This is a genomic window from Candidatus Poriferisocius sp. (assembly GCF_965202595.1).
In the GTDB taxonomy this organism is placed as follows: Bacteria; Actinomycetota; Acidimicrobiia; order Acidimicrobiales; family Bin134; genus Poriferisocius.
This window is the reverse complement of sequence record NZ_OZ241836.1, coordinates 709,262-722,233: the sequence shown is the minus strand read 5'-3', so window position 1 is coordinate 722,233 and position 12,972 is coordinate 709,262. Positions and strand designations below refer to the sequence as shown.

The 12,972-nt window shown below is 63.9% G+C and carries 15 protein-coding genes; 6 read left to right on the top strand and 9 right to left on the bottom strand.

What is annotated here, in order from left to right:
- Positions 1 to 173: 173 nt before the first annotated feature.
- Positions 174 to 1,532 carry a phosphotransferase family protein gene (locus ACOGXC_RS03710; protein WP_419919366.1) on the bottom strand — a complete coding sequence of 453 codons (1,359 nt, stop codon included), beginning with the start codon at positions 1,530 to 1,532 and terminating at the stop codon, positions 174 to 176.
- Positions 1,533 to 1,594: 62 nt separating this feature from the next.
- Here ACOGXC_RS03710 and ACOGXC_RS03705 point away from each other — a divergent pair, with 62 nt between their 5' ends.
- Complete coding sequence (locus ACOGXC_RS03705; protein WP_419919365.1) at positions 1,595 to 1,915, top strand: hypothetical protein; 321 nt, start codon at positions 1,595 to 1,597, stop codon at positions 1,913 to 1,915.
- 50 nt (positions 1,916 to 1,965) lie between these two features.
- Here ACOGXC_RS03705 and ACOGXC_RS03700 read toward each other — a convergent pair whose 3' ends face one another.
- The 5 genes from ACOGXC_RS03700 to ACOGXC_RS03680 form a co-directional block, all read right to left on the bottom strand.
- Complete coding sequence (locus tag ACOGXC_RS03700) at positions 1,966 to 2,514, bottom strand: UGSC family (seleno)protein (protein WP_419919364.1); 549 nt, start codon at positions 2,512 to 2,514, stop codon at positions 1,966 to 1,968.
- Positions 2,515 to 2,634: 120 nt separating this feature from the next.
- Positions 2,635 to 3,618: a hypothetical protein gene (locus ACOGXC_RS03695; RefSeq protein WP_419919363.1), complete on the bottom strand. Its 984-nt coding sequence runs from the start codon at positions 3,616 to 3,618 to the stop codon at positions 2,635 to 2,637.
- 67 nt (positions 3,619 to 3,685) lie between these two features.
- Positions 3,686 to 4,162, bottom strand: coding sequence for a GMC oxidoreductase (locus ACOGXC_RS03690; protein ID WP_419919362.1), 477 nt, complete (start codon positions 4,160 to 4,162; stop codon positions 3,686 to 3,688).
- A 14-nt stretch (positions 4,163 to 4,176) separates the two neighbouring features.
- Complete coding sequence (locus ACOGXC_RS03685) at positions 4,177 to 4,929, bottom strand: GMC family oxidoreductase (RefSeq protein WP_419919361.1); 753 nt, start codon at positions 4,927 to 4,929, stop codon at positions 4,177 to 4,179.
- A gap of 35 nt (positions 4,930 to 4,964) precedes the next feature.
- Positions 4,965 to 5,732: an enoyl-CoA hydratase family protein gene (locus tag ACOGXC_RS03680; protein WP_419919360.1), complete on the bottom strand. Its 768-nt coding sequence runs from the start codon at positions 5,730 to 5,732 to the stop codon at positions 4,965 to 4,967.
- Positions 5,733 to 5,849: 117 nt separating this feature from the next.
- On the opposite strand from ACOGXC_RS03680, the gene ACOGXC_RS03675 reads away from it, so the two are divergent.
- The 3 genes from ACOGXC_RS03675 to ACOGXC_RS03665 are packed head-to-tail and all read left to right on the top strand — an operon-like array spanning position 5,850 to position 7,886.
- Positions 5,850 to 6,932, top strand: coding sequence for an LLM class flavin-dependent oxidoreductase (locus ACOGXC_RS03675; protein WP_419919359.1), 1,083 nt, complete (start codon positions 5,850 to 5,852; stop codon positions 6,930 to 6,932).
- 4 nt (positions 6,933 to 6,936) lie between these two features.
- Entirely contained in the window at positions 6,937 to 7,395 is a 459-nt protein-coding gene (locus ACOGXC_RS03670; RefSeq protein ID WP_419919358.1) for a hypothetical protein, read from the top strand.
- Complete coding sequence (locus tag ACOGXC_RS03665) at positions 7,392 to 7,886, top strand: MaoC family dehydratase (protein WP_419919357.1); 495 nt, start codon at positions 7,392 to 7,394, stop codon at positions 7,884 to 7,886. The genes ACOGXC_RS03670 and ACOGXC_RS03665 overlap by 4 nt, the downstream gene beginning before the upstream one ends.
- A 29-nt stretch (positions 7,887 to 7,915) precedes the next feature.
- On the opposite strand, the gene ACOGXC_RS03660 is transcribed toward ACOGXC_RS03665, so the two are convergent.
- Positions 7,916 to 8,779, bottom strand: a complete 864-nt coding sequence (locus tag ACOGXC_RS03660) for a metal ABC transporter permease (RefSeq protein ID WP_419919356.1) — start codon at positions 8,777 to 8,779, stop codon at positions 7,916 to 7,918.
- A gap of 48 nt (positions 8,780 to 8,827) precedes the next feature.
- Positions 8,828 to 9,910 carry a metal ABC transporter solute-binding protein, Zn/Mn family gene (locus tag ACOGXC_RS03655; protein WP_419919355.1) on the bottom strand — a complete coding sequence of 361 codons (1,083 nt, stop codon included), beginning with the start codon at positions 9,908 to 9,910 and terminating at the stop codon, positions 8,828 to 8,830.
- 94 nt (positions 9,911 to 10,004) lie between these two features.
- Here ACOGXC_RS03655 and ACOGXC_RS03650 point away from each other — a divergent pair, with 94 nt between their 5' ends.
- Positions 10,005 to 10,445, top strand: a complete 441-nt coding sequence (locus ACOGXC_RS03650; protein ID WP_419919354.1) for a Fur family transcriptional regulator — start codon at positions 10,005 to 10,007, stop codon at positions 10,443 to 10,445.
- Positions 10,446 to 10,548: 103 nt separating this feature from the next.
- Positions 10,549 to 12,177 (top strand): acyl-CoA dehydrogenase family protein, encoded by a 1,629-nt coding sequence (locus ACOGXC_RS03645; protein ID WP_419919353.1) that lies wholly within the window; start codon positions 10,549 to 10,551, stop codon positions 12,175 to 12,177.
- Here ACOGXC_RS03645 and ACOGXC_RS03640 read toward each other — a convergent pair whose 3' ends face one another.
- Entirely contained in the window at positions 12,178 to 12,960 is a 783-nt protein-coding gene (locus tag ACOGXC_RS03640; RefSeq protein WP_419919352.1) for a TauD/TfdA dioxygenase family protein, read from the bottom strand. It abuts the gene before it with no gap.
- Positions 12,961 to 12,972: the final 12 nt, after the last annotated feature.

Genomic DNA, 12,972 nt, shown 5'->3' with positions numbered 1-12,972 from the left:
CCCAACAACCCCACCAAAACCAGGAGTCCAAACCAGGGCAGCCCTAAACAACTACCCCCCCCCCGAAGGATTGGCGCAAAAGACTGCTTCTTCATCACAAAACGAGCATACACACCCCAATCGCCCAAAGCATGACTTTCCACAGAAGAAACAGCTCCTGAGAGAGCGCTCTTCTAATCAATCCGCGAGAACGTGCGGCCGGGGAACAGGTCCACCACAGGTTTCCAGAGGTGTTCCAGGCGCCAGGCTCGGCGGGCCAGATAACGCAGCATTTCCTCCTCACGGTCGGCTCCCCCGGCTTTGACGGTGCGGTCCAAATCCATCAACCCATCCTCGAGGGTGCCGGCCCGCTTACCGGTAAAAGCAGCGATCTCGTCCAACTCGATCAAGGCCAGTTGCGGGCCCATCCGAGCTCGGCGGTCGAGGCATTCCACCAGCAAGCCGGCGTGTTCCAGGCGGTGGCGGGCAAAGTCGCCGGCCACTGCGGGCCGGACCTCATCGCGCAGATTGGCGGCGATCACCCCCTCCAGAGAGGGGGCCATCTCTACTTCGGGCAGTTCGGGGCGCTCCAGCTCCACTCCCATGGCATCGGCGAGGGCTTCGCAGGTGGCCCGCTCGCAGATGTAGCGGTAGGCCCTGTTCATGGCGTTGGGCATCTGGGGGTCGTTGATCTCGGTGATCCGGGCCAGCGACACGATGGATCGCACGAACTGCTGCACCCGGTAGTAGCGCACCGAGTCGAGATGAACCGGGAAACCCGACAGCTCCTCGTAGCGGCGAAAGACCGGACCCAGACCATCCTCAGGGGTGGAGGGGCAGTAGAACTCCCGGGCGCAGATGTTTCCCAGGTCCTCCATCGGGTCACCGAAATGGGCCCACTCCCAGTCCACTATGGCGCTCACCCGGCCCTGGTCGAACATGAAGTTGGCCGGCCCGGTGTCGCCCTGCAACAGGCACACCCGGTCGAGTGGCTCGGGTACGTGGTTCTTCAGCCACTGGAGTGAGAAGGTGTACAGCGGATCGACCACCATGCCGGCCAGGAACTGCTCGACGAACTCGATCTCACCCAGCGCGCACTCCGCCGATGTGGTGGGAATCACCATATGATCAAGACCCAGCGAGTCGGGGTCCAGCGAGTGGAGCAGGGCCAGTTGCTGCACGAAATCCTCGAACACCGTGGCCTGCTCACCGGGGTCGGCGTTGTCCAGATCGGCCCGGCCCGGCACCCGCTCGTGCAATGCGGCCTGGAGGTTATCGTTCCAGGCGTGTATAGCCGGAACCTTCAAGCCGGACTCGGCCAGCGCCGCCTGCACCTTGGCCTCGTGCTTCACCGAATGGGTGCCGCTGCCATCGCCTTCGCGATCCAGCCGCAAAAAGTATTCGGCCACCGAATCGTCGGGACGGGTAACGTCCACCACCCAGGCCTCCCGCCGGGCGATGTGACGCTCCAGCCGGGTGATTCGGCCGCCCCCCACCTCGGCGATCCACGCGGTCATCCCATCGGGCAGGTCGTGATTGAACTCCTCAGCCATCCCGATGGCTTATCACGCCCGCTTGGTTCCTAGAAGTCCGATTGTCGGCCTACCATGCAACCATGAATACCGAAAGAACCCTAGGAGACGTAGCCACCAAGTTGGTTATGGAGAACGAGCGGGTGCGCATCTGGGAAATGCGCCTCGACCCGGGTGAGCGATCCGACCTCCACCGCCATGACCACGACTACGTGCTCGTGCAGGTGACGGGCGACAGGATCACCGGCGAGTTCGAGCCCGACACCGCCGGGGAGTTCTCCGGTTCGGTGGAGGGCGAAGTGGTCCCAGGCCAAGCGATGTTCATTTCCCGCGGCGGCATAGAAACCGCGGTCAACACTGGTACCGAGCCCTACTACGAGATTCTCATAGAGCTGAAGGACTGATCCCTACTACGAGATTCTCATAGAAATAAAGGACTGATCCCGGTCCTTGTTCAGCCGGAACGGGTGAGGGCGGCCAGAACTCTGGGGGCCATTATCTCGGCCAGTTCCAGGCATTCCTCCTTGGACCAGATGGCGGTGGGAATCCAGGGGTAGTCGGCGGTGAGGAACTCGTAGTCGGGGCATCCGCTCACCCGGGCTATGGCCTGGGCCGAACCCCTCATCTGCTCATGGACTATGGCCACGCTGGGTACGCCGGCCCACTCCAGCTCCACTGCGTCCCGCAAACTGCGGGCACTACAGCTACCTCAACCGCCGAAGCCGGTTATGGCGACGGTGGCCTCCTCGGTCAACCGGCTCCAATCCCCCGGATCGGGCGGGATGGACACCGAACTCTTCACCACCTTCAACGGGGCTTGCAGGTCGCTCAGCCGGGCCAACTCGTCGTAGAGGGCATCCAGGAAGATCTCCCCCTCACCGAGACCGTTGGCCACCAACCCGACCACCGCCCCATTCAAGCCGGCCGGCCGGGGAACGAAATCATGATCGTTGCTGCGATCGAACGGGCCGGATGTGGGATCGAGGCCAATTAGCTGCGTCATGGCCCCAGGTTAGCGGGATCGGGCAACCGGGTGTGATCGCCAAGCGTTCTTCGGGCTAATCGATGGGTGGCTCAGATCAGCAGATACGGCCTGCTCTAGCCATCTCAAGCACTCCCCGGGCTAATCGATGGGTTGGGTGATGGCCAGTGCCAGGTGGGGCAGCAACAGCCAACTGGCTCCCATGCCCGCGCCCCCGGCGGCCACGATCAGGATGCCCTCCGGTTTGCCGATGCGAGCCATGCGATCGGTGGCGCTGGTAGCGGGCGCGTTCAGCCGGGGCCACAGGTGCTCCTGGATGCGGGCCTTGGACCATCCGTCCTCGATGAAGAACCGGTGGTGCTCATGGCCGATCACGATGACCACGTTGCCGTCCTCACCCAGCCAGGAATCGCCGGCAACGCCGTTGGCCCTTATCTGGGTCACCAGAGAATTGCACACCCCCTCGGCGGTGCGGCTGGTGAAGTCGGTGACCTCGACCATCTTCATAAGGGAGTGGACGGTAACCGCGCTCCGGTCGGGGGCCAGCCCCCGCTGCACGTGCAACGGCACCCAGTCGGAGGCCTCCTCGTTCTCCCCGAAGCAAAAGGAGTAGCGGGCCGGGGTGGAGAAGCTGGCCCGGTCCAAGAATCCGGGTATGCCCCGGCAAACATTGCGGATCACCAGGCGCAGCGCCCGGCCAATGGTGGCGTTGGCCCTGAACCCCGGCCCGAAGCAACCCGCCCCCGAGGCCACCCCCAACTCGTTGCGGATGGGACCGTTGATGATCACCGCCTGGGCCGCTCCCGACAAGGTGCCCGTGGTGGAATGGCAGTTCCCCTTGGGGTGGAGATGGGCCCGCACCGCCGCCACCACCGCGGGAAAGTACTCGGGAAGGCAACCGGCCATGACCGCGTTGGTGGCGGCTTGCTCCGCGGTGCAGATCACCTCCCGGGTGGGTACCGCTCCCAGCACCTCGTCACCCGGCAGTCCGGCGTGCTCCAAGAAGGCGGCCACCTTGCCGGGAGTGGGGGCCACGATGGGCAGCCCATCGGTCCACCCCCGGCGGTGGTAGTCCTCCACCAGGTCGTCATGGGTCTCGTAGCCATGCTGGGTCGCTGCGGTCATACCCCGACGTTAGACCCCCTGACCGGTGATCCCTTGCCCGCAGCAGCCCGAAAACGGTGGATATGCATTAGACCCCATGGACACCAGCACTCCGCACCGGGCCGCTGTGAAGGCTCCGGATCAGTTCCGACATGTGCTCGGCGATGGCCATCACGTTCAGGTTGGTGTTGGCTCTGGGGGTTGCGGGGATGATGGAGGTGTCACACACCCGTAGCCCCTCGGTTCCCCACACCTGCCCGTAGGGGCCGACCACCGCGCCGGGATCGTCGGCGGAACCCATCGCGCAAGTACCCGCCCCGTGGTAGAAGGCCACATGGTTGGCGAACACATGGGCCGGCAAATCGTCACGGGTGAGCCGGCCGGGTAGGAACACCGCCCCAGAGGCCGTCCTCCGATACGGGGGCGAGTCCAGCAGCTCCAACCCCAGCTCGGTGGCCTCGACCAGCCGATCCAAATCGGGCTTGTGGGCAACAAAGGGGTAGGTGATGGCCGGCGGGTCAACGGGATCTGCCGATACCGGCCGCACCGTTCCCCGGCTGTTCACCTGTTGCAGGGCCGCTACGAACGCGAAGACGGTATCCAGCCCACCCGCCTCGACCCGGCGTTGCTCACCACCTCCACCCCCACTGCCCGCCGACCCCTCCATCGCACCGACAGAACCAAGCAACCGCCTCGAACCTCCAGGTTGGGGCGACTACGAACCTCGGGAGTCAGGTAGGCATCCGCCGCCGACACCCGTTGCCGACCCCGGCGGTTGCGGGGCAACGGACCCACACCGGTGGAATCCGGGGCGTTGTGATCGGCAACGAAGCCGTGACCGGCCAACCGGCACGCCTCGTAGAAGGCGACATGCACCGGGTGGAGTTCGGTATCAGGCGTGCGGGCAATGGGTAGCGGACCGTCCCGGCCGTGCCAGCGGTCCTCACCGTCGGGATCGGACTCCAGCCGCCGGAAACTGTCCAGCACCGAATCCCACCGCCATTCGGCAAATCCCCAGGCATCGAAATCGGCGGGCATGGCTCGCACGGCGATACCGCCGTTTACCGCCGAGCTGCCACCCAGCACCCGTCCCCGGGGATAGGGCTGGGTCCGGCCCCCGGGCAGGCGCACCTCATCGCCCCAATCATGAGCAGGGTGGGACGACTCCGTGATGTCGGCCAGTTCCGGAGGCAGGCGCTCACCATGGTCGGGGCCGGCTTCGAGCAGCACCACCCGGCGGGCGGGATCCTCGGAAAGGCGGGCGGCCAGAACCGACCCCGCCGAGCCGCCCCCCACTATGACGGTGTCGAACGCCCCGGTGTCGGACGCCATCGAAACTATCCGCGGGATATTTTCCTACCGGGCCACTACTGGGCCGCCTTGTTGGACTTCCGCTCTCCTCGCATGAACGCCTCCCGAGCCTTGTCCCCCTCCCCCATGAGGTTGAGCTCGTAGGTGAACCCCTGCTCGAAGCGGTAGCTGCGGTGCACATCCACCGGGTCGATCCCGTTGATCGACCATTTGGCCTTGCGGATGACACCGGGCGGCTTCGCCGCGATCACCCCGGCAACCCGGCGGGCCTCGGCCATGAGTCGATCGCCGGGAACCACGCTGAGCACGGTTCCCCACCGGTGCAGATCCTCAGCCGCGACCGGCTCGCAACTGTACATCATCCACCGCATCACCTTCTCCGGCACCAGCCGGGCGGTGTGGGTGGCCGCTCCCAGAGCACCGTTGTCCACCTCGGGCATGGAGAACTTCACCCCCTCGGCCGCCACCACCAGGTCGCAGTTGCCGGCCAGACCGATGCCCAGACCCAGGCAGAAGTCCTGGACGGCGGCAATCACCGGTACCGCGCAGTCGTACACCGCACCGAAAGCCTCGTAGCAGGCATCGCCGGTGCCCAGAACGCCCTCGAAGCCCTCGAAGCCCTGCATCTCCTTGATGTCCACCCCGGCGTTGAACCCCCGCCCCACCGCGGTCAGGATCGCAGCCCGTACCCCGGGGTCGTGCTTGAAACCGCGAAAGACCTCAGCCAACCGGTAGGTGTCGGCAATGTTGAGGGCGTTCACCGGGGGGTTGTCCATGGTGACCACGGCAATGCCCTGCTCATCGATCTCGGTGTGAATGGTCACAAGTGCGCTCCTTTGCCCGATTCGGATTGTCCGCGGCTCAGCGTATGCCCATCGAGCCCCAGCCACTACCTTTGGGGCCGTGACCCTTCCCATTGGCCCATCGAAAGCGAGTTACCATTGCGCATTGGCTACCTGATCGACACCAACCACGGAGCCTACGACCAGCCCCTGCCCGACCCCAGCACCGCCGCCAACACCCTTGATGCCATGGTCGAGGAGGGCATACTGGCCGAGCAGTTCGGGTTCCACTCCATCCAAGTACCCGATCGCCATGGCCGCACCGAGTCCTACTTCGGCTCCCCGCTCAACCTCTTGATGATCCTGGCCCGGGAAACCAGCCGGGTGGCCATCGGCTCCTACTGCCTGGTCAACACCCTCTACCACCCCATGCATGTGGCCGAGCAGTGCGCCATCATGGACAACATCTCCCGGGGCCGGCTGTACATGACCTGGGGTCGGGGCTTCCACGCCGGCTACTGGGGCCAGTTCGGGGTCCCGCCCGAGCGGATGCTGGGTCGCTACCTCGAGAACGTGGCCATCATCGACAAGGCCCTGAGATCCAAGGGTGAGCGGTTCGACTGGGACGGGGACTTCTACCGGGTGCACGACGGCCTGCTGTCCCCCAACTCCTACCAGCAGCCCCGGTTCCCGTTCTGGGGCGGAGGCCAGTTGCCCGCAGCCATAGAGCGATGCGGGGTCTACGCCGAGTCTTGGACCTGTGACGACTTCCCCATCCTGAAGAGCACCTGGGATCAACAGGCCGGGGCTTACCGGGCCAAAGCCACCGAGCACGGCAAGGAGCCGTTCATAGTCCTGATGCGCAAGGCGTGGGTGGCCGACAGTTTCGAGCAGGCCGCCCAGCAGTACGGCACCCACTACGTACCCGAGATGCGCTTCTACTGCGAGCAGGGAATCCTCGCCCACCATCCCGAGTTCGACTCCCCGGAGAAGATCACCACCGAATCGGCCCGCGAGCACATAGTGGTGGGCTCCCCGGCGCAGTGCCGGGAGCGCCTGGAGCAGTACCACGAGGAGTTGGGGGTGCAGTACTTCACCGTGCAGTTCCGCATGGTCACCGGCCCCTCATTCGAAGCCACCCGGGAGCAGATCCAGAGATTCGGTGAGGAGGTGGTGCAACCGCTGCACCGCAAGTACCCAGCACCCGATCATCCGGCGATCCCCGCCGCCTGCCGGTGGTGAGCCGATGAACGATGTCTCGGCAACCCCGACCCTCGAGGAGCTGGAGTCCCTGGTGGGCCGGCCGCTTCCGGGGGGAACCTATACGGTAGAGCCCTGGCGGTCATGGCTGACCAACGACGTGATTGGAGCACCCCAACGTCCGGACGGCATCGCCCACCCCATGTTCTGCTACTACGTGGCCATGGGTGGTATGGGCCTGAGCATCGACGAGATGTTCACCCTGTGCTGGGCATCGGCTGACGACGGTCCCATGTTCGGGGAATCCGACCTCCAGCAACTCCGCCCCCTGGAGACCGGCACTACTTATACCGTGCGAGGGCAAATCACCAGCGCTGTGCGCAAGCAGGGTGCTCGTACCGGCACCTTCGACATCGTGGCCTTTCGGCTGGAGGTGGTCGATCCCGGGGGCGAGGTGTCCGCCGTGGTGTCCAACTCCTTCATCTATCCCCGGAGATCTACATGAGCACAACCCCCGAACCACTGGTGGGCACCGAGTTACCCCGAGTTACCCCCGAACCACTGGTGGGCACCGAGTTACCCCGAGTTACCCCCGAACCACTGGTGGGCACCGAGTTACCCCGATTGGTGATCGAGGCGGTGGATGGCGAGAAGATGAAGACCATGGCCGCCCTGCTGGCCGACCCCAACCCCATCCACTGGGACGTAGAGGCGGTGCAGGCACTGGGCATGGGCAACCAGCCCGTTAACCAGGGACCCAACAACATGGCCTACGTGATGAACATGCTGGCCGACTGGGCCGGTGGTGCCGAGCATATTCGACGGGTGCGGGTCCGCTTTCTGGACAATGTGTTCGCCGGTGACCGCCTGGAGGCCGGCGGTACCATAACCTCGGCCGACGACGATGGCATGGTGGAGTGCGAGGTGTGGTTGGCTCGCGACGGCACCCACCCCGTGCTGGCCGGCACCGCCACCCTCTCGCAAGCCCCGGTCTAGGTGGCGAACCTTATGTTGCACACCTCAATCTAGGTGGCGAACCTTATGTTGTAGGCACCGGATAAAGCCCGGATGAGCAGGGTGATCAAGAACAGCCCCACCGCACCCAACGCCATGGTGGCCCCCGCCGCGGTGCCGTAGTGATAGCTGATGAGCAGGCCCACAACCACCGAGACGGATCCGAAGACAACCGCAATGGCCATGATCATCGGGATCCGGCGAATAAGCATGGCCGCCGCAGAGGGGGGAGCCACCAGGAACGCGAACACCAGCAGGTTCCCGACAGCTTGAAATGATGCAACGATGGAGAAAGCCAGCAGGATCAGCAGGGCGGCGTGGGCCAACTCGGGTCGGAATCCGAAAAGGCGGGCTTGCACCACATCGAAGGTCATGACCAGAAACGCCCGATGCAGAAGCACCACCCCGGTTATCGTTATCCCGGCAACGATTAGCTGCCGCACCAGATCGCGGTTGGTCACCCCGGTGATCGAGCCGAAAAGGAACCGGGTGAGATCACCGGAGTAGGCCCCTGAGCTGCTCGACATTATCACCACCGCCAGAGCCAAGAATCCTACAAACAGCAATCCAATGGAACTGTCGTCGGGCAGCGGCGAGTGTCGGCGAATGATGTTGATGCCTGCGACCATGGCCAGCGCAGCAACCAACGCGCCAACCGTGGTGTCCCCGCCCAGGATAAAGGCAATGGCTATGCCGGGCAGAACCCCGTGGGCCAGAGCATCACCCAAAAAATTCATCCCCCGGAGCACCACCCAGGTGCCAACCGTTGAAGTGGTCAGCACGGCCAGCAGGGCCGACCAGAGGGCATTGCGCATGAAGGTGTTGGCAACGAACGGTTCAACCCACCATTCGACGGGGCTGCTCAGGAACTCCATTTTTTTAAACCTGAAGCCGAGTTTACAAAAATCTGCTCACCTTTATCGTCAGCCGAGAGCGTCGGCGATCTTTCGCGCGTTGGTGCGCATGAAGCCGACGTAGGTGCTCGAGTCGCTGCCCGCCGGACCCAATGACCCGGTGTCCAGGACTACCACATTCACACCGGCCTCCCGACCCAAAGCCTCCGTGTCCTGGGAACTGCTCGTGGACTCGGCAAAGATGGCTCTGACCTCGGTCCGCTCGATCAGCTTCACGAGTTCTTGCATTGCGGATGGGTTGGCCGCTCCCAGGGTGCTGCCGGCGGGCAAGACCGTCCCCAGCAGTTTGAACCCGTACCGGTTGGCGAAGTACCCCAGGGCATCGTGGTTGGTTACAAGCAGACGACTTTGGCTGGGAATCGGCTCCAGGATGTTCTGGATCTCGGCATCGAGGGAGACCAGCTCTTCCCGGTATTCATCCCCGCAGGTGCTCACCGCATCGGCATCCAAACCAGCAACCGCCCCTAGAGCCTCGCTGAGCGCAGGAATCGCACCGGCAACCTTGACCGGGTCGAACCAGATATGGGGATCATCCCCTCCGTGGTGATGATGGCCATGCTCATCTTCTTTTTCGTGTTCCTCATGGCCGTGCTCGCCTTCTTCTTCATGGTGCCCATCATGGCCATGCTCATCCTCATCATGTTCCTCATGGCCGTTCTCGCCTTCCTCGTCGTGGTGCTCGGATTCCATGCCCATGGCGAATTCGATGGTCTCGATGTGATCAGTCATGTGGAACACCGGGGTGCCGGAGTCCTCGACCGCTTCGATGGTGTCCAGCAGGCCCTCCTCCAGATCAAGACCGTTGGCCACAATCAGGGCGGCAGCATCCATCCGGGCCCGATCCTGCATAGAGGGTTGGAAGGCGTGAGGATCCCCGCCCGGGGGAATCAGCGTCACGACATCGGCGAGTCCATTACAGGTCACATTTGCCACCACATCGGCCCAGATGGAGGTGGTGGTCAATATCGTCGGTAGCTCATCAGCCCCCCCGCTGCCACCATCGTCGTCGTTGCCACAACCCGATGCCACCAGGGCCAACACGGTCAGAACGAGCAGGGCTCCGGTTACCGACTTTTTGAAACTGATAATCATTCTTATTACTGTATTGGTATGAGGCAGGGTCAACAAGTCGAAACCAAGTGAGATACTGGGCATGGATGGCGATCAACCTCTTGTACCCCCTCCCATGAGGAGCCCCCTGGATGAGCTGCACCTGGAGGCGGGGGCCATGCTGTCGGCCCGGGATCACCGCTACTCCAGAGGCCGCAGGAAGCTGGTCGAGGTCATCTCCAGCTCCGGCCAGCCGATGACATTGCCGGAAATAGTGGCAGCCGATCCGGATCTGGCCCAGAGTTCGGTGTACCGCAATCTGGATTTGATGGTTCGCTGCGGGATCATCCGCCGTATCAACTCCGGAGGAGAACGCATCCACTTTGAACTGGCCGAACCTCTGCTGGAGCACCATCACCACTTGATCTGCACTAGCTGCGGCAAGATCGAGGACATCCATCTCGATAATGACTTGGAGGACTTCGTTGATCGGAGCCTGGACAAGATCACCGAACGCACCGGGTTCACCCCCACCCACCACAGCCTCGACCTCCACGGGCACTGCGCCGACTGCTGACCGGCTCCCGCCCGATTCCCATCACCAGTGATGCGACTGACCGAACTCAGGCTAGGGCCGTAGCCATTATCCTTGCGGTCTGCCCATCCAAGGATCACCAGAGATGCGACTGACCGAACTCAGGCTAGGGGTAGAACTGGCCGGGTGGCGCGACGGAGTCCGCGACTTTTTGCGCACCGAGATGGCACCCGGGAACGTGGCCGGACACATCGACCCCTCCGACCTCACCGGACTCGACCGGACCTTCGAGCTGCGCCACCAGAAAGAAGCCGCTCGCCGGGGAATGCTGGCGGTGTCGCTGCCGATCGCCGATGGTGGACGCGGGCGTTCACGGGCCTGGAAACACGTGTTCGACCTGGAAGCCGCCTACCACGGTGCGCCATCCATGGACACGGGGGTGACGCTGTGCGGATTCGTGCTGTCCCGCTTCGGAACCCCCGACCAAAAGAGCCGGTGGCTGGCTCCAATGGTCTCCGGGAAAATGCTGGGGTCAATCGCCTACAGCGAAGCCGGTGCGGGAAACAACCTGGCGGCCATCTCCACCAGAGCGGTGCGGAACTCGAATGGGTGGGAGCTTTCCGGCACCAAATCGCACGTGACCGGGGCCCACAAGGCGGATATGGCCGTGGTGCTGGCGGTAACCGACCCCGGGGGAAACCCTCGCTCATCGATGACCATGTTCCTGGTCCCGCTGGATGCCCCCGGGGTACAGGTGCGCAGGAGGCCAACCCTGAACCGGTGGACTCTGGGCGAGATCGCTCTCCACCAGGTGCACCTGGACACCGGCTGCGTGCTCGGCGAAGTGGGGAAGGGCTGGTCCCAGGTGATGTCCGCGGTGGCGGCCGAGAGGGGCTCACCCGCCTACTACGGGTGGGTCGAGCGCGGGTTGGAACGGCTTCCCCCCGAGGTTACGGCCCCGGATCGGGCCCGCCTGCACGCCGCCGCGACTTGTGTTCGGGCTTTCTGCCAGCGACTGGTTGACTTCGAGGAAACCGGGCGGCCGGTGGGCTATGAGGCTTCGGTGGTGAAGGTGGCGGCCACCGAGTTGCTTCAAACCATCGCCCGCACCGCCCTTTCGGCCGCGGGAGCGGAAGGATTTGCCTGGTCCCCGATGTTTGCGGATGGTCCGCCCCACTACTACGACACCCTTGAGGCCATCCACCCAACAATCTCCGTCGGAGCCAACGAGACCCACCGCGACATGATCGCCACCACCCTGCTCGACCACGACCCCCCATCAACCAGCCCCCTACCAGAAGAGCCGGGCCAGGGTTCTGTTCACCCATCAACCAGCCCCATCCCAGCAGTGACAAACAAGGATCCGGTTGTGGCCGCGTGTTTAGCCATGGCCGCACAGGCCCGGCGGATATTGACCATTACGACCCACCATGGCCTGAACCGCCCGCTGTACGGAAAAGTGGTGGGAGATTTTCAGACCGCCCGCCACCGATTCGTAGACATGGCGATAGCAGTCGAAGCCATGGAACTCACCACCATGGAGGTTGCCAACACTCCCCCCGGCCCCCAGCGTGATTACCTGCTATCGGCCGCCAAGATGGTCGGGAACGAGCACCTGCTGGACATCGTGGCCGGTGCTCACCAGTTGCACGGTGCCGACGGCTACTACGCCGACCACCTCCTCGCGCCCTACACCGAATGGGCATGGGCCGCCCAGGCCCGAGCCGGAACAACCGCCGAACATTCAAAGAAGTTGGCCGCTCTGACCCGCTGATCAGGCGGGAACACCCCCCGCCACCGTAACCCGATGAAGCACCCGCTCGGCTTGGTTGGCATCGCCGACAACCGCATGCTGGGTGCACCGGTTGTCCCAAATCACCAGATCGCCCTGGTGCCAACGATGCCGGTAGGTGTTCTCAGGACGCCCGACCACCGTGTAAAGGTATTCCAGAAGCGGGCGGCTCTCCTCGGGGGTCCATCCCTCTATGCGGGTCACGTAATTGCCGTTGACAAACAGCGCCTCGGCCCCGGTACTCGGATGGGTTATCACCACGGGATGGACCGCCACCACGGACTCGTGATCCAAACCGGCAGCCGCGGCCCGATCGGTGCCCTCGTGAACGGCCGAGAGGGTACGCAACACCGACCGGAACCCGGATGAAAGCGACTCGAATGCCTTGACTGTGCTGGCAAACATCGTATCGCCGCCCACCTCGGGCAAGGTCCGGGCCAGCAAGAGTGTGTAAGCGTGGGGTTCGCGCATATGGGTCGAATCGGAGTGCCAGGTCTGGGTGATGGGGTTGGGGTCGTAGATCCTCATGATTCCCGGGTACCCCTCAATCGATGGCACGTAGGGATGGATCGAGATGCGCCCCCACCGCGCTGCAAAGGCAAGCTGGTCCTCGGGGGTCATCGCCGCCTGATCCCGTATGCAAATCATGCCGTGGCTATGGAGAGCGTTGCGCACCGCCGCAAACTCAAAGTCATCAATTCCGGCAGCCAGATCGAGTCCGAGCACCTCCGCTCCCACTGCCCCGGCCAGGGGCCGAACCTCCACTGCTCCAACCTC

Excerpts from the sequence above, each read along its gene's own strand:
- ACOGXC_RS03710 (WP_419919366.1), bottom strand. The coding sequence starts at position 1,532 with ATGGCTGAGGAGTTCAATCACGACCTGCCCGATGGGATGACCGCGTGG.
- ACOGXC_RS03705 (WP_419919365.1), top strand. The coding sequence starts at position 1,595 with ATGAATACCGAAAGAACCCTAGGAGACGTAGCCACCAAGTTGGTTATG.
- ACOGXC_RS03695 (WP_419919363.1), bottom strand. The coding sequence starts at position 3,618 with ATGACCGCAGCGACCCAGCATGGCTACGAGACCCATGACGACCTGGTG.
- ACOGXC_RS03685 (WP_419919361.1), bottom strand. The coding sequence starts at position 4,929 with ATGGCGTCCGACACCGGGGCGTTCGACACCGTCATAGTGGGGGGCGGC.
- ACOGXC_RS03670 (WP_419919358.1), top strand. The coding sequence starts at position 6,937 with ATGAACGATGTCTCGGCAACCCCGACCCTCGAGGAGCTGGAGTCCCTG.
- ACOGXC_RS03665 (WP_419919357.1), top strand. The coding sequence starts at position 7,392 with ATGAGCACAACCCCCGAACCACTGGTGGGCACCGAGTTACCCCGAGTT.
- ACOGXC_RS03660 (WP_419919356.1), bottom strand. The coding sequence starts at position 8,779 with ATGGAGTTCCTGAGCAGCCCCGTCGAATGGTGGGTTGAACCGTTCGTT.
- ACOGXC_RS03655 (WP_419919355.1), bottom strand. The coding sequence starts at position 9,910 with ATGATTATCAGTTTCAAAAAGTCGGTAACCGGAGCCCTGCTCGTTCTG.
- ACOGXC_RS03650 (WP_419919354.1), top strand. The coding sequence starts at position 10,005 with ATGAGGAGCCCCCTGGATGAGCTGCACCTGGAGGCGGGGGCCATGCTG.
- ACOGXC_RS03645 (WP_419919353.1), top strand. The coding sequence starts at position 10,549 with ATGCGACTGACCGAACTCAGGCTAGGGGTAGAACTGGCCGGGTGGCGC.